The organism is Maricaulis sp., assembly GCF_030149515.1.
GTDB lineage: Bacteria > Pseudomonadota > Alphaproteobacteria > Caulobacterales > Maricaulaceae > Maricaulis.
Map to the genome: position 1 here is coordinate 61,182 of NZ_JASBRI010000001.1, position 18,297 is coordinate 79,478.

An 18,297-nucleotide genomic window follows, 5' to 3' on the forward strand; every position below is an offset into this window, starting at 1 on the left:
GTTACTCCACCACGATCCGCCAGGTCGAGCCTTCCGGGCCGTCATCGACCTGGACCTTGCGCGCATTCAGCTCGTCGCGCACCGCGTCGGCCGTGGCCCAGTCCTTGTCGGCGCGGACCTTCTGGCGCTTTTCGATCAGGATGTCGATTTCGGCACGTTCGGCTTCGCTCATGCCGGTGAGGCCGAACCAGGCGTCCGGATTGTCCTGGCCCAGCCCCATCAGGGCGCCAGCTGTCAGGAGTTCGCCCTTGGCACGGGCCTTCTCCTCCGCGGTTTCCGCCTTGTTGGCGGCACCGGCGAGGGCAAAGAGCTCCGACATTGCCTTCGGGGTGTTGAGATCATCCAGCAGCGCATCGAGGAAGGCTTCGGGCACATCCGCCGCGACCGCCTCGATATCGCCCAGCCGGCGCAGCACGCCATAGATCCGGTCCAGCGAACGGCGGGTCTTGGCCAGCAGGTCGGCATTCCAGGTCAGCGGTGCGCGATAATGCGCCGTCAGCAGGGCACAGCGCAGCACTTCGCCGGGCCAGGTCTTCAACAGGTCCCGGATCAGCGCAACATTGCCCAGCGACTTGGACATCTTGTCCGAGCCCATGTTGAGAAAGCCGTTGTGCAGCCAGTAATTGGCCATCGTCTTGCCGCCATGGGCGCAGGTCGACTGGGCGATCTCGTTTTCATGGTGCGGGAAGACCAGGTCGATGCCGCCGCCATGAATGTCGATCGTCTCGCCCAGATGCGCCTCGCACATGGCGGAACATTCCAGATGCCAACCCGGACGGCCACGGCCCCAGGGGCTGTCCCAGCCCGGCTCGTCCTCCGACGACGGCTTCCACAGCACGAAATCGCAGGGGTCCTTCTTGTAGGGCGCCACTTCGACACGGGCCCCGGCGATCATGTCGTCCAGCGAGCGCTTGGACAGCGCGCCATAGGCCTCATAGGACTTCACCGAGAACAGGACATGGCCCTCGGCCTCGTAGGCATGGCCGGTATCGACCAGGCGCTGCATCATCGCGATCATCGGACCGATATGATCGGTCGCCTTGGGTTCCAGCGTCGGCGGGGCGATGCCCAGCGCGTCTAGATCCTCGCGATAGATGCGGGCAAACCGGGTCGCCACCGCCTCGATGCTTTCACCGCTTTCGCGGGCTGCAGCCATGATCTTGTCGTCGATATCGGTGATATTGGCCGCCAGGACGACTCCGCTCTCGCCATATAGATGCGCGAGCACGCGCCGCAGCACATCGAACACGACGGGCGGGCGGGCATTGCCGATATGGGCGTAGGAATAGACCGTCGGACCGCAGACATACATCGTCACCCGGCTCTCGTCGATCGGTTCGAAAACGCGTTTTTTTCGCGCCATCGTGTCGTAAAGAGTAAGCGATTTCATGATGCTATCTATCCGCCAACTATCCAGATACTGAAAAATGCATACGCCGCATGCGGTCCTATCATTGGAAACGGCGCTGGGAAGCCTTAAATACGGGCAAGCGCGCAAGCGTGGAAACAGAGGATTTCAGGCACCGCCCTGCAAAAAGAGCGGTCTGTGCATCCTCGATCCGGAAACCGGCACTACGGCTGCGTCGTATACCAGCGGAGCCGACCCGACAACGAAAGGATCCATGAGGATGGACGCCGTGACACCTGAAGCCGTGCGCCTAGCTGGCGCTGCCAACACCCGTCCCACCCGCGAAGAGGCCGAAGAGGCCGTCCGCACGCTCATTTCCTGGGCCGGAGACGATCCCGCCCGCGAAGGCCTGATCGATACGCCCAAGCGCGTCGTGAAAGCCTGGGAAGAGTGGTTCTCGGGCTATCAGGCCGACCCCCTGCAGGCCCTGGGCCGCACCTTCGAGGATGTGCAGGGCTATGACGACATGGTCATGCTGACCAATATCGATGTCGAGAGCCATTGCGAACACCATCTCGCGCCGATCCTCGGAGTGGCTCATGTCGCCTACCTGCCGCAGAATTCCGTCGTCGGCATTTCCAAGATCGCCCGTGTCGTCGAGATCTTCTCCAAGCGCATGCAGACGCAGGAGACGATGACGGCCCAGATCGCCGACGCCCTGAACGAGGCGATGAGCCCGCGCGGCGTGGCAGTTCTGATCGATGCGAAGCACCAGTGCATGACCACGCGCGGCGTACACCATCCGAACGTCTCGACCATCACCACCACCTTCACCGGCGAATTCAAGACCGACGCCGCACTGAAGGACCGCTTCATGCGCCTGGTGGAACGGGCCTAGGAAACAAACGGCCAATAAAAGCGTTGTAATAGCGATGTAATAAATTGCACCCCGTGCGCCTGCAGGCCATGGGGTGCAATTATCATGGATCGCTGTTAGGGCTTTTGCGTTCCCAATACATTGAGCGTGTTTGGGCTCAATACCGTTTCGCAACCCGGGAAGACATCGACATGACGCAAAAGATTTTCGCCGCCGCCCTTGCCGCCGCCCTGACCGCAGGGACCGCCGCTGCTCCGGCTCTCGCCCAGGACGCCGCCGGCATGCAGGAACAGGCACCCCAGACCTTCGAACTGACCGACGAGCAGGTCCTTGCCTTCATCGAGGCCGCCCAGGGCATAAATGCGCTCGTCCAGGAGATCCAGCCGCAAATCCAGGCCGCGGAGACGCCGGAAGCCCAGCAGCAGATCCAGCAGGACGCCCAGGCCCAGATGGCGGGTATTGTGGAAGAGGCCGGCCTGACGGTGGTCGAGTACAATTCCATCGCCAATGCCGCCCGCAACGATGAAAGCGTCGCCGCTCGCATCCGCGAAACCGCGCAGGCACAACAGTCCGCGCAATAGGCCGCGGACGCCGTTTATCAGCAGAAACGGGCGGCCCGGCGGGCCGCCCGTTCTCGTGTGCAGCGTTACATCGCTTCCAGCAGGCCTTCCGCCTCGAGCGCGGCCCGGACTGCCGGACGCGCATGCACACGGTCCATGAAGGCTGCCAGACGCGGCCGCTCGCCCAGGCCAACGCCCGTCGGGCCGGCCCAGTTGGTCAGGGTGTACAGATACGCGTCGGCAATGGTGAAATCCGGACCGGTCAGGTAATCCCGGCCGTCAGCCAGAGATTGCTCGATGTAGTCGAGCCGGCTGCGAACCTTGTCGATCGCCGCCGCCTTGTCGGCTTCCGGGGCCTTCGGGTTGAACAGAGGGCCGAAGGACTTGTGCAATTCCGACGACAGAAAGGTCAGCCATTCATTTACCCGGGTGCGTTCCAGCGTGCCCGGCGCCGGCGCCAGGCCGGCATCGGGATATGTGTCGGCGATGTGCTGGACCAGCGCCGCGCCCTCGGTCAGCAGCACGCCGGAACCGATGTCGAGCGCCGGAACATAACCTTTCGGATTGACCTCGCGGAAGGACCGGCCGGACGCGGCGATCACGCCCCTGGCGAGATCGACCTGTTCGAGTTCCACGTCCACACCCGCTTCCCGCAGGGCGATATGCGGCGACAGGGAACAGGCGCCGGGGGAAAAATAGAGTTTCATGGATAATTTCCTTCTTCGGTGGGGGAGGATCACGCGCCGGCGGGGGCCGGCGCGCGGGCGGGTGAAGCGGTGGTAAGCTCGGTCATGAGATCGCCGGCGCGGCGATGCGTGAGAAGCGGCGCACCCTGGCCGGCGTAGAGCGATGCGAAATCCTCGTCGCCCGCCTCGATCGCGGCGCGCTTGAGATGCCCGAGGAACCAGGCCTGGACCGGAAAAGGCGGGAGATCGGCCGCACGCGCTTCCATTTCGGCAATGACGCGATTGGGAATGCCCCGCGCCAGACGGCCGGTATAGGCACGGGTGAGAACCGTATGGCGCGCGCGTGGTGAAAACAGCACGTCGCGATGGGCATCACTCGTGCCGGACTCCGCGCAGGCCAGAAAGGCCGTGCCCAGCTGGGCGGCGCCGGCGCCCAGTGTCAGGGCGGCATCGATACCGGCCCGGTCCGCAATACCGCCCGCCGCGATGACGGGCCGTTTCAGACGGGCCGCGATCTGCCGGGTCAGGGGCAATGTTCCGACGAGATTGTTGTCGGCCGGTTCCAGGAAGGCCGGGCGGTGACCGCCGGCTTCAAATCCCGTCGCCAGAACGAGATCGACGCCTGCCGCATCCAGCGCTTCCGCTTCGGCCAGCGTCGTGGCCGCGCCCAGGGTGAGGATGTCGCGTTCGCGGCAGGCTTTCAGCGTCACCGCGTCGGGAATGCCGAACACGAAGGAAAACACCCGCGGGCGGGTCTCCAGGATCGCTTCGGCCTGGTCTTCGAAGCGCGGATGATAGCGTGCCTGCGGCTCGGGCTTGTCCAGCCCGTATTCGCGGAAGAAGGGAGCGAAGACCGGCCAGACGGCGTCGAAGGCGTCCCGGGAAAAGGGGTCGCCGCCCGGATCGTGGTCGGAAACCCAGAGATTGAGGGCGAAGGGCTCGTCCGTCGCCGCCCGCAGTTCGGCAGCCAGATCCTCGATCCCGTCCGGATCGAGAATATGCGCTCCGAACGAGCCCAGCCCGCCAGCATTTGAAACAGTGGCGGCCAGTTCTACCGTCGACAATCCGCCACCGAACGGTCCCTGGACAATCGGGTGGCGCAGTCCGATACGCCGTTGAGCTTCGCTTGCATCCGCCATCCTGAAGGCCTCCTGTCCGATGCGGTCGGAGGCTCAGATGGGATCCCTGATTACGAAATGTAACCTTGTCGCTTCAGGTAAGGAATATTTTGTACTATCCCTGTGGTAAGCTGCTTCCGGGAGGCACAGTCATGCTCAAACGCCGGCACAACCGGTCCGCTCCGCTCGACGACGGGGTGGGTTGCCCCGTGAACGAGTGCATGAGATTGCTGGGCGGTGCCTGGACGCCGTATGTGATCTGGCATCTGAGCGGTGGACCGCGGCGCTTTTCCGAGCTGGAAAACGACATACCGCCGATCTCGGCGAAAGTGCTTTCGGCCCGGCTGAAGGAACTCGTCGCCAAGGGCGTCGTCATGCGCACCGTTCAGCCGACTTCCCCGCCCAGCGTCGAATACTCCCTCAGCGAACTGGGCCGCGAGCTCCTGCCGGTAATCGAAGCGATCGTCGATGTAGGAACACGGCTCAAGCGTTCGGCAGGTGTGTGCGACGTCTGAGCGCCGTAGCCCGCCTTCCCGTCAAGGTGCCGGAGAAGGCCGGCCCCGGGTTTCCTATTCCACTCGCTCCACCACCGGAACCGAGCCGTCCGCAGTGCGCTCCAGACGCCAGCGGCTGTCGAGCCCGGCACGATAGTCGCGCTGAAGAATGGTGGACACGGTAACGTATTCGGCCTCCGCCGCCTCCGGCGTCAGGGTCAGGCGGATATAGCCGTGGTCTTCCATATTGCAGTGGCGCACATCGGTGTTCGCATCGGCCATCATCTGTCCGTAATCGACACCGGGCGCCTTGAAGGACGAGAAGGGCGAAGGCGAGGTCACCGAAGTGCCGACGAATTCCGTGCCGATCCGGTGTCCGCCCGCATCGACCAGATCGTTGGCCCAGAAGGAGTGCACGTCGCCGGTGATGGTGATGACATCGGCCTGCGCGTCGCGCAGGGCCGAAAACAGACGTTCGCGCTCGGCCGGATAGCCGTCCCACATGTCCAGATTGAAGGGGATGTCGAAGCGCGTGCGCAGGATGAAATTGCGCGCGAACTCGCTATCCCGCGTCGCCCACCAGCGCAGCCAGCCGGGCATTTCCCGCGAGAAGTCCGGGAAATTCACGCGTGACATGATCACCTGGTTGGCCAGGATGCGCCAGGTTTTGCCCGCTGCGACAGACGCCGCGCAGGCTTCGCGTATACGCGCGATCTGCTCCGGCCCGATCAGCTCGCGGTCCCCGTCCCCCACTACATCGCGCTTCCACGACTCGACGGCGGCAAGAACTTCGGAATCCTCGATGTCGGCATCGGAGGCCACCGGGAAGCTGTCCTGCAGGATTTCCTGGTCACGCGCGGACAGCCGGCTTTCGATCAGGCACAGCGTCGCCAGATCGCCGATCTCGTAGGCGCCGTAGCGATGGCGCAGATCGTCCGGCTCGCGCGAGGGCGTCCAGTCATACCAGGCCCGCAGGGCGGCGTTGCGCCGGTCGTCCCACGAGCCCTCACCCTCATTGTGGTTCTGGGCGCCACCGGTCCAGGAATTATTGGCCGTCTCGTGATCGTCCCAGCTCATGATCCAGGGCGCCGCACCGTGCAGCGCCTGAAGGTCGGGATCCGACTTGTACTGGGCGTGGCGCGCCACATAGTCCTCGTAGGAGACGATCTCGTGCAGCGGATCGGGTACACGGTTCAGCGCCTGCGCATTCCCCGTGGCATAGCCGCCATACCCGTATTCGTAGATGTAGTCGCCCAGATGGACGACCAGGTCGAGATCGCCATTCCCGGCAGCTTCGCGATAGGCATTGAAATGCCCGGCCGGGAAATTGGAGCAGGAGAACACGCCGATGCGGAACCGGCTGACCGCGCCTTCGGGCAAGGTGCGGGTGACGCCCGTGGGGGAATAGGTCTCGCCCAGGCGGAAACGGTAGAAATAACGCCTTCCGGGCTGGAGTCCCGTGGCCAGGATCTTCAGGGTACCCAGGGGCTGGGGCCGGATATAGGTGCGCTCTTCGCCCTGCTGGAAAACAATGTCGGAGAAAGCCTCGTCGTGCGCCAGCTCGACGCCGCGATAGCCGCCGGCATCGTCGCTGAGCGCCGTCCACAACATCACCGAGGTCTGGTCGGGATCGCCCGAGGCAACACCATGGCGGAAATGCCCCTCGCCGCGGGGCTGGAAGGTGTCCGGCTTCGGCGAACAGGCGCTGGCGGCCAGACCGGTTCCCGCCGCTCCGATCAGTGCGCCGCGGCGCGTAAGAGATGTCTTCGTCATGCCGTCCCCCGCGGTTCGATATCGAAGACCACTAAACCGTATTCGCGACGACTTCACTACGATACGTGCCGGAAGGCCGTGCGCCGAACTCCCCCAGGCCCCGGCACACGGCCTTCCCCCACATCCTCGCAGGGCAGATGAAGCGACGCGCAGCATGCGGTCACGCGTCCCGGTCCAGTGTCAGACGTCGACGCCGGCCCGGACGCCGTAAAGCATGGGGGGCGCTGGCAATGACGCTTTGCCGACAAGGCCGTGACAGGTAGATCACGCGCTACAGCAACAGACGGTGCGTTGCATTCCTGCACCGGTTGAGGAACTGTCCGGAGATGACCGGGATCGCCGAGACCACTCAGCTTACCGCCTCCAGCGAGGCCGCAGGCGCGCGCCTCGATCGCTGGCTGGCGGCCGAGATCGACACGCTGTCGCGCTCGCGGCTGAAGGCACTGATCGAGGACGGGCAACTGCGGGTCGACGGATCGGTTTTCACCGACCCATCGGCCAAGGTGGTGGAGGGCGCGCGCTATACGCTCGCCATTCCCGCCCCCCGCCCGGCCGAGCCGACGCCGGAAAGGATGGATCTCGACGTCCTGTTCGAGGACGGCGACCTGATCGTGCTGTTGAAACCGGCCGGCCTCGCCGTGCACCCGGCCGCCGGGAACTGGACAGGCACGCTGGTGCATGGCCTGCTGCATCATTGCGCCGGCTCGCTGTCGGGTATTGGCGGTGTGGAACGTCCCGGCATCGTGCACCGGCTCGACAAGGACACGTCCGGAGTGATGGTCGCCGCCAAGTCGGATACCGCGCATCAGGGCCTGACCGCCCAGTTCGCCGCCCACAGTGTCGAGCGCGCCTATGTCGCCTTCACCCGCAATGCGCCCAGTCCCAAGGCCGGACGGGTCGAGACGCAGATCGTGCGCTCCCAGCAGGACCGCAAGAAATTCACCGTGCCGCGCGATCCGGCCAGCGAGGCCGGCAAACACGCCATTACCAATTACCTCACCCTGGCCCGCTACGGCCAGGCGCCGGACATGGCCGTCGGCACGGGGCTGGCGGCAAAGGTGGAATGCCGTCTGGAAACCGGCCGCACCCACCAGATCCGCGTCCACATGGCCCATATCGGCTGCCCGCTGCTGGGCGATCCGGTCTATGGACACAAGCGCGGCAATCTGCTCGCGACAGCGGACAATGGCCGGGAGCTGAAGGATTTCCGCCGGCAGGCCCTGCATGCGGCAATCCTGGGTTTCGACCATCCGGTCACCGGCCAGCAGCTGCGCTTCGAGGCGGATCTGCCCAAGGACATGCAGCGCCTGGAGAAATTCCTTCTGCGATTGTAGCAACCGAACTGGACGCCGGCCTCCCCGGGGGCCATGGATAGGACGGATCGCGAGGAAAGCTTGCCATGACTGAGAATCAGGCACCGGAAACGGCAACACGCGGCGTCGGCGGTTCCACGCCGGACGCAGAGCTGGCCCGGCTCAACCCCATGCTGAATGACTGCCGCCCCACTTCCGCAGATCGCTATCGTGCGCGGCTGGACGGCCTGGCACGGCGATTGAGGGCTGACGGTTTCGCCGCGGCCTGGCTCAATGCCGGCAGCAACCTGACCTATTACACCGGCCTCGTCTGGCGGCCCTCCGAACGGCTGGTCGGCGCCTTGTTCACGGCCGATGGCGACCTGACCTATGTCGGCCCCGAGTTCGAACGCGGCACGATCGAGGGTTTTATGCGCCTGGACGCGCCTCTGCGCGGATGGGAGGAGCATGAGGATCCCTATGCGCTGACCGGATCGCTGCTGACGGGTGGCGATCTCGCCATCGATCCGGCCACCCCCCTCACCGTTGCCCGGGCGCTCGAATTCGGCTGGCCGGGCGCCTGCCGCGACGGCGACGAACTTGTTCTCTGCGCCCGCCGGGAAAAGGATGCCGGCGAGATCGCGCTGATGCAGGCCGCCAAGACCGCCACGCTGGAGGTGCACAAGGCGGCCGCGCGCATCCTGAGACCCGGCATCTCCACCCGGGAGGTGACAGAGTTCATTCACGCCGCCCACAAGAGGATCGGTGCACCTGGCGGTTCAACATTCTGCATTGTCCTGTTCGGACCGGATACGGCTTTCCCGCACGGCGTCGCGAGGCCCAAGACTCTGGAAGAGGGCGATATGGTGCTGATCGATTGCGGCTGCGCCATCCATGGCTACCAGTCCGACATCACCCGCTCCTACGTTTTCGGCGAACCGACAGCGCGCCAACGCGAGATCTGGAATGTGGAGAAGGAGGCCCAGATCGCCGCGTTCGAAGCCGCCCGTATCGGCGCACCCTGTTCGGCCGTGGACGCGGCGGCCCGCGCCGTAAACGAACGCCATGGCCTGGGTCCGGGGTATGCCCTGCCCGGCATGCCGCACCGGACCGGCCACGGTATAGGCCTGGACATCCACGAAAGCCCCTACCTGGTGGGCGGCGACGATACGCCGCTGTCTGCCGGCATGTGTTTTTCCAACGAGCCCATGATCTGCGTTCCCGGCGAATTCGGTGTGCGCCTGGAGGATCATTTCTACATGACACCGCAGGGCCCGCGCTGGTTCACGGCGCCGTCAAGGTCGATCGACGATCCTTTCGGCTAGGCCTGCCCCCCGCCGCTGGTCGCCTTCAGGCCCACAATTCCCAGCAGGATCATCGCCAGGAAGACGATCCGCGCCAGGGTAGCCGGTTCCTTGAAAACGAGGATGCCCACGGTCGCCACGCCGAGCGCGCCGATCCCGGTCCACACGGCATAGGCCGTGCCGGCGGGCAGGTGTTTCATGGCGATGTAGAGCAGCGTCATCGAACCGATCAGCGCCAGCACCACACCGCCCTGCTGCCAGAGGGGCGCGTCCCGGCCGACATATTTGAAGCCGATCGCCCAGACCATTTCCAGAAGACCGCCCAGGACCAGGAGGGTCCACGGGCCCAGGAGCCCCGCGTTCACGCCAGCGCCTCCGCATCGTAGTTGCGGGCCCAGACCCTTTTTATGACCGGATTACGCTCCAGCGCGTGCACGGCACCGGCGAGATGGGGGCAGTTCGCCTCGAACCAGTCGCGCCGGGGCGACCAGAAGCTCATCATCGCAACATAGACGTCCAGAAAACTCATATTCGCGCCCAGGAGACAGGGACCGGCGCACCCCTCGAACGCCTCGTTCATGATCGTCCACATCGCCTTGCGGCGCTCATTGGCGCTGTGCCGCAGCGCTTCCTGAACCTCGGGATCGGGGTGATAGCGCGAAGGATCGTCCGACAGGGTGAAGGTGGAATAGATGCTGGCGGACAGAAAACTCATCCAGCGCAGGTATTGCGCCCTCTCAGGCGCATCCGGCGCCGGCACCAGGCCGGCCCCGGGATGGAGATCGCCGAGATAGGTCAGGATGGCGGCGCTCTCCGTCATCGGAGACCCGTCCGGCAGGATCAGCGCGGGCACCTGGCCCACCGGGTTTATGGCAGTAACGCGCCGGCGATTGGCCTCGTCGCCCAGCGGGTCGGCCTCGACAAATTCATAGTCCAGCCCCAGCAGCTCCAGTGCGGCCTCCACACAGACCGAACCGAAGCCCGACTGGCCGTACAGCGTATAGCTCATCACGCGTCCCCTATGGGTTTGTGCTCGGTGCCCTCGCCTTCGGTGACGAACAGCGCCTCGCCGGGCTCGTGCACCACACCGCGATGCCAGACGCCCGCTGGTACCAGCACTGCCTTGCCCGGGCCGAGCGGGACCGGGCGTTCACCCTCGGGCTCCTCCAGGATCACATCCATCCGCCCTGACAGCATCATCACCAATTCCTCTCCGGCCGGATGGCGCTCCCAGTGCGGGAAATCGCCCGTCATCGCCAGCACCATCGCGATACGGCCCGGATAGACTTTGCGGCCGCTGGCGAGATCGCCCCAGAAATCGCCGGAAGTGTCGATCTCCGACGCGCCACTGGGCGCCAGGTGGACATAGGTATTGCGGGGATCGAAGGAAGAGCCGGGCATGAATGCCTCCCGTCAGCCTGGTGTCAGCAGCGTTGTGTCAGGACCGGCCCTTGCGGATCGCGGCCTGCACTTTCAGCGCCTGCACCGTCATGCGCACATCGTGCACCCGTACCATGGCCACGCCGGCCTGCGCCGCGCGCAGGGCGGCGGCCAGCGAACCGCCCAGCCGCTCCGTCTCTGCAGCACCGTCGTCGATGGCAGCAATGAAGCGTTTGCGCGAAGCGCCGAAGAGAACGGGATAGCCCAGGGCGATAACCTGGTCGAGATCGTGCATGAGGGCGAGATTGTGGTCCAGCGACTTGCCGAAACCGATGCCCGGATCGAGCCAGATACTGTCCGCCGTCACACCGGCGCCCATGGCGATGTCGGCGCGCTCGGTAAGAAAATCGCACACGTCGGAGACCACGTCTTCGTATTGCGGATTCTTCTGCATGGTTTGGGGCGTGCCTGACATGTGCATCAGGATCACGGGCACGCCCAGCTCGGCCGCAGTCTCTACCGCTCCCTCATGGCGCAGCGCCATGACATCGTTCCAGATATCCGCCCCGGCCTCGATCGCGGCGCGGGCCACGGCGGGCTTGAACGTATCGATCGAGATACGCGCCGCCGTGCGTTCGCGCAGCGCCCGAATCACCGGAATGACCCGTTTGAGCTCTTCGGCTTCGGGGACGGGTTTTGCCCCCGGCCGGGTGGACTCTCCGCCGATATCGATGATGTCGGCACCGTTATTCAGCATTTCGAGGGCCCGACAGACCGCCGCTTCCTGATCGATCCACTGGCCGCCATCGGAAAAACTGTCCGGCGTGACATTCAGCACACCCATGATGAAGGGCAGGTCAGATTTGCGGCGGGGACGGAGTTTGGCCATGCAGTTCTGCTAGTCCCGGGCAGACAGGTTGGCAAGGGCCCGACCGGACGGTCGGCGACCTGCGGGGTCGAACAGCCAATCCCTTGTGGTGCACCTGCACCGGGCGGCCGCGACGATCGCGACACTCCGGGACAGCACCCTCGCCCCACCAAAAAACCCCGGACCAGCGGCCCGGGGTTTCTGATCTTCTGGCACGCAAGCGCCTAAGCCCCCTGCGGTTCCGGCCCGGTTTCCGGCCCCTCTTCCTCCGCGTCGGTCGTCGGCACGGCACTGGCCGGCGCTGTGGGCGGCGGGGTGTCGTCCTCTTCGGGGCGCTGCGGCGGCTTGCCGTTGAGCAGGTCGGTGATTTCCGCACCCGTCAGGGTCTCGTATTCTAGGAGGCCCTCGGCGAGCGTTTCCCAATCCTTTTGCTTTTCGGTCAGGATGCGCTTGGCATCGGCCAGACCCTGATCGACCAGCTTCTTCACCTCGGCCTCGATCTTGCGCGAGGTTTCCGGCGAGATCGAACGCGACTGCACCAATTGCTGGCCCAGGAAAACCTCGCCCTGGTCGTCGGCATAGTCGATCGTGCCCAGTTCGTCGCTGAGGCCCCAGCTGGTCACCATGGCGCGGGCCAGGCGGGTGGCCTGCTGGATGTCCGAAGCGGCGCCGGAGGTGACCTTCTCGCGGCCGAATTTCAGCTCTTCCGCCACGCGGCCGCCCATCATCACGGCCAGACGCGAGGTCATCTCCTCGCGCGTCATCGACATCTTGTCGCCCTCGGGCAGCTGCATGACCATGCCCAGCGCACGGCCGCGCGGAATGATGGTCGCCTTGTGCACCGGATCGGTCGACGGCATGTTCAGCGCCACCATGGCGTGACCGGCCTCGTGATAGGCGGTGAGCTGTTTTTCCTTCTCGGTCATGACCATGGAGCGGCGCTCCGGCCCCATCATGACCTTGTCCTTGGCGTCCTCGAATTCCGGCATCGACACCAGGCGCTTGTTGCGCCGCGCCGCCAGGAGGGCGGCCTCGTTGACAAGATTGGCGAGATCGGCACCGGAGAAGCCCGGCGTACCGCGTGCGATCACCTTGGGATCGACATCCGAGCCCAGCGGCACATCGCGCATGTGAACCTTCAGGATCTTCTCGCGGCCGATGATATCCGGATTGGGCACCACGACCTGGCGGTCGAAGCGGCCGGGACGCAGCAGCGCCGGGTCCAGCACGTCCGGACGGTTGGTCGCGGCGATCAGGATGATGCCCTCATTGGCCTCGAACCCGTCCATCTCGACCAGCAGCTGATTCAGCGTCTGTTCGCGCTCGTCATTGCCGCCGCCCAGGCCGGCACCGCGCGAGCGGCCCACCGCATCGATCTCGTCGATGAAGATGATGCAGGGCGCGTTCTTCTTGGCCTGTTCGAACATGTCGCGTACGCGGGACGCACCGACACCGACGAACATTTCCACGAAGTCAGAGCCGGAAATGGTGAAGAAGGGCACATTCGCCTCGCCGGCCACGGCACGGGCCAGCAGCGTCTTACCGGTGCCCGGAGGGCCGACCAGCAGCGCACCCTTGGGGATCTTGCCGCCCAGGCGCTGGAATTTCGACGGGTCTTTCAGATACTCGACGACTTCCTGCAATTCTTCCTTGGCCTCGTCGACGCCAGCGACGTCGTCGAAGGTCTTGCGGCCGTGATGTTCGGTCAGAAGCCGCGCCTTGGACTTGCCGAAGCCCATGGCGCCGCCGCGCCCGCCGCCCTGCATCTGGCGCATGAAGAAGATCCACACGCCGATCAGCAGCAGGAAGGGGAACCAGTTCAGCAGCATCGTGACAAGGAAGTTGCCCTCCTGGGCCTCTTCCTCGACGCGGATATCGACACCGGCCTCGCGCAGCAGGCGGACGGTCTCGTTGTCCTGGGGCGGCAACGTGGCCACGATGGTCTGGCCGGTCCCGCTCTGCGCACGCACCTCGTCGCCGCGGATCGTCACCTGGGAAATCTCATTGCGCTCGACGCGGGCGAGAAATTGCGAATAGGTCACCTCGCTGGCCGACGGTGCCGTCTGCGACGAATTCTGCAGCAGCTGGAACAGGGCCAGCAACAGCACAAGGACCAGGGCCCAGATCGCGAGATTTCTCATTTGCATGCGTTCATTCCGTTCAAACAGGCGGTCATTATCGACCGGATATGGGCATTGTGCCGTTGCATTGCCAGAACAGCCTACAGTATCCGCCGCCGCGGCGCTGCGTCATTTCGTATCAAACCATGGCGGCGCACCGCCCGGTACCAGCCGGGTGCAAAATCTGTGCTCCAGCAGCGGCGTGATTGTTACTTCGCTGCGATCCGCATCCGTCAGGCCCGGCAGGGCGGCAATCTCCCCCTTCCGGCGCAGCGCCAGAAGTCCGGAGCGGGCGATCCCGGGCACACCATCCAGTATAGCCCGGCAATCGAGGCCGTCATATGACCGGCCCAGCGGTTCCGCATGCCAACCGTCGGGCAAGGGCGCGATGGCGAACCGGCCATCCCAGACGTCGCCAGCCAGCGCCGGGGGTGCCGGCCGGTCGACCCGGCCCAGCACGGCGCCGGGGTCGCGCACAAGCCACGCCGTTCCGCCGGACGCCGTCAGCAGCACACCCCCGGCCGTAGCCGTGCGCCTGCCGGACAGGGCGCCCTCGATACGGTCGATCGCGTGCGCGCCGGGCAGGCGCTCCTGTCCCGACACCGCCAGCATCAGCGCCTCGAGCAGGCGCCGCCGGATCGCCGGCCGCGCGGCCTGCAGTGCCGGCGCGTCCAGCTCGGCCCCGCCCCAGCCGTGAACGACAACCGTTCCGCGGGCCAGGTTCAGGGCCGCCCGCCCCTCGGCCTCGACGAGATGACGGATTTCCCGGGCCAGACGGGCAAACCGGGACGGGTCGAACCCTGCCGCACGATATCCGCCCATGGCTTCGCGAATACGGATGCGGGCATGGCGGCGATCGGAGTTGGACGGATCCTCGACCCAGTCCTCACCCCGCTCGCGCAGCCAGTTGCGCAGATCGGCGCGCGAGGTCTCCAGCAATGGCCTCAAGAGGCGCAGCCCGCGCCCCCCGGGCCAGACCGGAGACGGGCCCGCCGGCGCCATGCCGGCACATCCGCGCCAGCCGCCGCCGGCCGCCAGCCGCATCCAGACGGTTTCCGTCTGGTCGTCCTGCGTGTGGGCGAGCATCAGATCGGCCAGCCCGGCCTTGCGGCACGCCGCGGCCAGAAGCCGGTGGCGGGCATCGCGGGCGGCCGCCTGCACGCCGCTGTCCGGTTTCGGACCGGTCCAGGAGAGGACTTCGCCCGCATGACCCAGTTCTGCAGCCCGCCCGGCCACGCTCCGTGCCTCCGCGCGCGCTTCGGGGCGAAGGCCGTGATCGACTGTGAAAACGTGCAGGGACCGCCCCCGGGAGCGCGCCCAGGCTGAGGCCATCAACAAGAGCGCGTGAGAATCGCTGCCGCCGGAACAGGCGAGTGCCAGCCCGCCTTCGGGCGCGGCGTGCCGGTCAAGCCAGTCGTGGACGCGTTCGGGAATCGACGCGCGCACGCCTACCGGCAGCCGGCGCGCAGGGATTCCCGGTTGGCCCGGGCCCGCGAGGCGGCCGGTGCATTCGGGAACTGACCGGAAAAACGGTCGAGCGTGGCGCAGGCATCGGCCTGCCGGCCCATCCCGTTGAGCGACGCCGCCAGGCGCACCAGGGCGTCTGGCGCCTTTTCGCCGTCCGGACGGCTGCGCAGCGATGCGATATAGGCGTCGGCGGCCTCGGCGAAATCCGACCGCACGAAGAAGGTTTCGCCCAGCCAGTACCAGGCTTCGCCGGCACGGGCATGATCGGGGTGCTCGTTCACGAAGGTCTCGAAACCGACCTGGGCACCGCCGAAATCGCCGTCCAGCAGCTTGGCGTGCGCCTGGTCGAACAGGCCCGCCGGATCCGCCTCGACTGCCGGCGCCATCTCGCCGGCCTCGGCAGCCCGCATGCCGTTCGGTGCTCCGAGCACACCGGTCGCAGCGGCACGGGCCTCGGCGTGGGGATCATTCGGGTCGACAATGGCGATCCGCGAACCGTCGACCTCGTCCAGACCATCCCGCATCCAGGCCACTGCCTCATCGTCCAGCGGCGTCTCCTGCGGTTGCGGCGGAGCAAGTTGCGCTTCCAGCGCCTCGACCTGCTGGCGCAATTGCCGGTTCTCGTAGTTCAGCCGTTCGGTTTCCCCGGTCAGTTCGCGCAGCTGGTATTCCATCTCGTCGATCCGGCGCATCAGCGCCTCGGCCACGGGATCGCCGGCCATGAACTGGTCTTCCAGCTCGCCGATGCGCACCTCGGCGGCGTCGATGCGTTCGGCCAGCTCACGGCGCGACTGGGCGTGGGCGGGAACCGTCAGCACGAAGGCCGCGGTCAGGACGGTTACACTGAGAGCTTTGATCATGATGCGCACCTTACAAACGAGCGCGGCAAAATTACGGCGGCGGCCCCGAAGACCGCAAGCCCAGCGAAAACGCCCGTGACGGAACCGCCACGGGCGTTTTGCTGTCAGCGAGGCAGATGCCCGCTAGTTGGTGTAGCCGCTGCCGACGATCGACGTCGTCGCATTGCGGTTGATCGCCCAGCACTGCTCGTTCGACTGCGTGCAGGTCGGACGCTCCTTGCCGTAGGACACGGTGGAAATCCGCGAGGGATCGACACCCTGGCTGATCAGATAGTCGCGGGCCGCATTCGCACGACGGGCGCCCAGGGCCAGGTTGTATTCGCGCGTACCGCGTTCGTCGCAATTGCCGGCGACGAGGATGCGGGCGTCCGAATAGCTGGCCAGCCAGGCCGCCTGGCGGCGCAGCGTTTCACGGGCTTCATTGGTCAGATCGTGACGATCGAGGCCGAAGAAGACACGGTCGCCTGCCGTCTGGACAAAATGCTCGGTCGAACCCGGCGTCGGTCCGGCCGGCTCACTCGGGCCACGATCGACCGGCTCGGCCGAACGCGGCGGTTCAATCGGCTCCGGGTCGTCGGCCGGCGGCGTTGACGCGCAAGCCGTCGCGAAGGCGCCCAGCGCCGCAATGGCAAACAGTTTGATATTCATGATGTTACACCCTCATGCAGCCAGGCCGTGATGACCAATGGCATACTCTCGATCACGACTCGCGTGACGCAACTGAAAACGCGACCCCCCCAATGGCGCCGCATATCGCCACGAACGTTACGCAGAAATCCTCTACTCGATCAAGGGCGACCACGCGGGATCGGACGCCATGCCGCCCGTCGCCAGCCGCCTAAGATTGAAACCTGCCAGATCAACACTCCAGATCTCGTAACGCGTACCGTCCGTGCGCGGTTCCCCGCGTGTGAACAGCAAGACACGGCCGTTCGGCGACCAGGCCGGCGTATCCACGAAATAGCCTTCAAAAAGAATGCGTTCGATGCCCGAACCGTCCGCCCTGACCACGCCGAGCGAGAATGTGCCGCCGGACTGTTTCGTGAAGGCGATCAAATCGCCGCGAGGCGACCAGACAGGCGTGGTGTAGCGGCCATTGCCGAAAGTGATGCGCTGCACGTCCGAACCGTCGCGGTTCATGGTGTAGAGCTGCGATCCGCCGCCGCGCGAAGAGGAAAAGACGATCCGCTCGCCATCCGGCGAGAAGGAGGGTTCCACATCGTCGGCCGGATGCTGGGTCAGCCGGTCCAGCGAGCGGGTGCGCAGGTCATAGAGATGGATGTCGTGACCGGAGCGCGTCTCCACCGAAACTGCAAGCGACTCACCGTCCGGCGAGAACCGTGCCGACAGGCTCTGCCCGTCCGGATCGAGACCGGCACTGCGCATCGCCGAGCTGAACAGGGCTTCCTGGCGCCCGGTCTCCAGATCGTAGAGATAGGTCGTCGCCTGCCCCTCGAGGAAGGAGACATAGGTGATCTCCTGGGAGTTCGGCGAATAGTTCGGCAGGAGCGCCATGTAGGACCGGTCCGTCAGGAATGAGGGGTTGGCCCCGTCCTGGTCCATGATTGCCAGCTGGCGCAGCGGTTCGCCCTCGATGCCACGACCCTCGGCGACGTAGACGATGCGGGTGTTGAAATAACCCTCCTCACCGGTCAGACGCTGATAGACGGCATCGGCCACCTTGTGCGCCACGCGGCGCCAGTTTTCCGGTGCAGTGCGGTATTGCAGGCCCAGCAATTGTTCCTCCAGCCGCGTATCCCACAGCCGGAAGGCCACCACGAGACGGCCGTCGTCCTGGATTGTCACCGAGCCGACCAGCAGGGCCGACGCATCGATCACGCGCCAGTCTGAAAAGCGCGGGCGCAGATCGATATTCTCGATATCCTCGATATAGGCCGCCGGATCGATCGGGGCGAACAGGCCGGAGGAGGCCAGATCGTTGGTCACCACCCGGGTGATGTCCGAGCCTCGCGAGAGGGCTTCCTCGCTCTCCCCGGCAAAGTCGGGCAGAGCGATCGGAAGCGGATCCAGATTGCCGCGGGTTACATCGACGCGCAGCGGTTCCTGGGCCATGGACAGCCCGGTGAAGACAAGGCTGGCAACAAGGGCGGCGGCAAGGGCGAGAAGACGGGTCATGCGGCAGGCTCCGG

The 18,297-nt window shown here is 65.6% G+C and carries 18 protein-coding genes; 5 read left to right on the forward strand and 13 right to left on the reverse strand.

All coding sequences use genetic code 11. From position 1 onward, the window contains the following. Nucleotide 1 precedes the first annotated feature (1 nt). On the reverse strand, nt 2-1,390 hold the full coding sequence (gene cysS / locus Q1U94_RS00330) for a cysteine--tRNA ligase (protein ID WP_300540690.1): 1,389 nt from the start codon (nt 1,388-1,390) through the stop codon (nt 2-4). A 238-nt stretch (nt 1,391-1,628) separates the two neighbouring features. On the opposite strand from cysS, the gene folE reads away from it, so the two are divergent. Together folE and Q1U94_RS00340 are read left to right on the forward strand one after the other, a co-directional pair. Next, complete coding sequence (gene folE, locus Q1U94_RS00335; RefSeq protein WP_300540693.1) at nt 1,629-2,246, forward strand: GTP cyclohydrolase I FolE; 618 nt, start codon at nt 1,629-1,631, stop codon at nt 2,244-2,246. A 170-nt stretch (nt 2,247-2,416) separates the two neighbouring features. After that, the gene (locus Q1U94_RS00340) at nt 2,417-2,806 is read left to right on the forward strand and encodes a DUF4168 domain-containing protein (RefSeq protein WP_300540696.1); all 390 of its coding nucleotides are present in this window, start codon (nt 2,417-2,419) and stop codon (nt 2,804-2,806) included. Between the two features lie 65 nt (nt 2,807-2,871). Here Q1U94_RS00340 and gstA read toward each other — a convergent pair whose 3' ends face one another. Together gstA and Q1U94_RS00350 are read right to left on the reverse strand one after the other, a co-directional pair. Further along, complete coding sequence (gene gstA / locus Q1U94_RS00345) at nt 2,872-3,492, reverse strand: glutathione transferase GstA (RefSeq protein ID WP_300540699.1); 621 nt, start codon at nt 3,490-3,492, stop codon at nt 2,872-2,874. A gap of 29 nt (nt 3,493-3,521) precedes the next feature. Next, nucleotides 3,522-4,610 carry a nitronate monooxygenase gene (locus tag Q1U94_RS00350; RefSeq protein WP_300540702.1) on the reverse strand — a complete coding sequence of 363 codons (1,089 nt, stop codon included), beginning with the start codon at nt 4,608-4,610 and terminating at the stop codon, nt 3,522-3,524. A 131-nt stretch (nt 4,611-4,741) separates the two neighbouring features. Here Q1U94_RS00350 and Q1U94_RS00355 point away from each other — a divergent pair, with 131 nt between their 5' ends. After that, nucleotides 4,742-5,104 (forward strand): helix-turn-helix domain-containing protein, encoded by a 363-nt coding sequence (locus Q1U94_RS00355; RefSeq protein WP_300540703.1) that lies wholly within the window; start codon nt 4,742-4,744, stop codon nt 5,102-5,104. A 54-nt stretch (nt 5,105-5,158) separates the two neighbouring features. Here the strand turns inward: Q1U94_RS00355 and Q1U94_RS00360 are convergent, their stop codons facing one another. Continuing rightward, a complete protein-coding gene (locus Q1U94_RS00360) occupies nt 5,159-6,856 on the reverse strand; it encodes an alkaline phosphatase D family protein (RefSeq protein ID WP_300540706.1) in 1,698 nt (565 codons plus the stop codon). Between the two features lie 326 nt (nt 6,857-7,182). Here Q1U94_RS00360 and Q1U94_RS00365 point away from each other — a divergent pair, with 326 nt between their 5' ends. Both Q1U94_RS00365 and Q1U94_RS00370 read left to right on the forward strand, forming a co-directional pair. After that, on the forward strand, nt 7,183-8,190 hold the full coding sequence (locus tag Q1U94_RS00365; RefSeq protein WP_300540709.1) for an RluA family pseudouridine synthase: 1,008 nt from the start codon (nt 7,183-7,185) through the stop codon (nt 8,188-8,190). 65 nt (nt 8,191-8,255) lie between these two features. Next, nucleotides 8,256-9,473 carry a Xaa-Pro peptidase family protein gene (locus Q1U94_RS00370; RefSeq protein WP_300540712.1) on the forward strand — a complete coding sequence of 406 codons (1,218 nt, stop codon included), beginning with the start codon at nt 8,256-8,258 and terminating at the stop codon, nt 9,471-9,473. On the opposite strand, the gene Q1U94_RS00375 is transcribed toward Q1U94_RS00370, so the two are convergent. The 9 genes from Q1U94_RS00375 to tolB all read right to left on the reverse strand — a co-directional run bounded on the left by Q1U94_RS00375 (nt 9,470) and on the right by tolB (nt 18,283). After that, nucleotides 9,470-9,817 (reverse strand): multidrug efflux SMR transporter, encoded by a 348-nt coding sequence (locus Q1U94_RS00375; RefSeq protein ID WP_300540715.1) that lies wholly within the window; start codon nt 9,815-9,817, stop codon nt 9,470-9,472. The genes Q1U94_RS00370 and Q1U94_RS00375 overlap by 4 nt on opposite strands. Then, entirely contained in the window at nt 9,814-10,461 is a 648-nt protein-coding gene (locus Q1U94_RS00380) for a glutathione S-transferase family protein (RefSeq protein WP_300540718.1), read from the reverse strand. The genes Q1U94_RS00375 and Q1U94_RS00380 overlap by 4 nt, the downstream gene beginning before the upstream one ends. Beyond that, nucleotides 10,461-10,853 carry a cupin domain-containing protein gene (locus Q1U94_RS00385; protein ID WP_300540721.1) on the reverse strand — a complete coding sequence of 131 codons (393 nt, stop codon included), beginning with the start codon at nt 10,851-10,853 and terminating at the stop codon, nt 10,461-10,463. Before Q1U94_RS00385 ends, Q1U94_RS00380 begins: the two co-directional genes overlap by 1 nt. 37 nt (nt 10,854-10,890) lie before the next feature. Beyond that, nucleotides 10,891-11,721 (reverse strand): dihydropteroate synthase, encoded by an 831-nt coding sequence (folP, locus tag Q1U94_RS00390; RefSeq protein ID WP_300540723.1) that lies wholly within the window; start codon nt 11,719-11,721, stop codon nt 10,891-10,893. A gap of 203 nt (nt 11,722-11,924) precedes the next feature. Then, a complete protein-coding gene (ftsH, locus tag Q1U94_RS00395) occupies nt 11,925-13,847 on the reverse strand; it encodes an ATP-dependent zinc metalloprotease FtsH (protein ID WP_300540726.1) in 1,923 nt (640 codons plus the stop codon). Nucleotides 13,848-13,949: 102 nt separating this feature from the next. After that, nucleotides 13,950-15,266, reverse strand: a complete 1,317-nt coding sequence (tilS, locus tag Q1U94_RS00400) for a tRNA lysidine(34) synthetase TilS (protein ID WP_300540729.1) — start codon at nt 15,264-15,266, stop codon at nt 13,950-13,952. A 2-nt stretch (nt 15,267-15,268) separates the two neighbouring features. Then, nucleotides 15,269-16,147, reverse strand: coding sequence for a tol-pal system protein YbgF (gene ybgF / locus Q1U94_RS00405; RefSeq protein WP_300540732.1), 879 nt, complete (start codon nt 16,145-16,147; stop codon nt 15,269-15,271). Between the two features lie 123 nt (nt 16,148-16,270). Beyond that, the gene (gene pal / locus Q1U94_RS00410; RefSeq protein ID WP_300540735.1) at nt 16,271-16,795 is read right to left on the reverse strand and encodes a peptidoglycan-associated lipoprotein Pal; all 525 of its coding nucleotides are present in this window, start codon (nt 16,793-16,795) and stop codon (nt 16,271-16,273) included. 132 nt (nt 16,796-16,927) lie between these two features. Beyond that, nucleotides 16,928-18,283: a Tol-Pal system beta propeller repeat protein TolB gene (gene tolB / locus Q1U94_RS00415; RefSeq protein ID WP_300540738.1), complete on the reverse strand. Its 1,356-nt coding sequence runs from the start codon at nt 18,281-18,283 to the stop codon at nt 16,928-16,930. Nucleotides 18,284-18,297 lie beyond the last annotated feature (14 nt).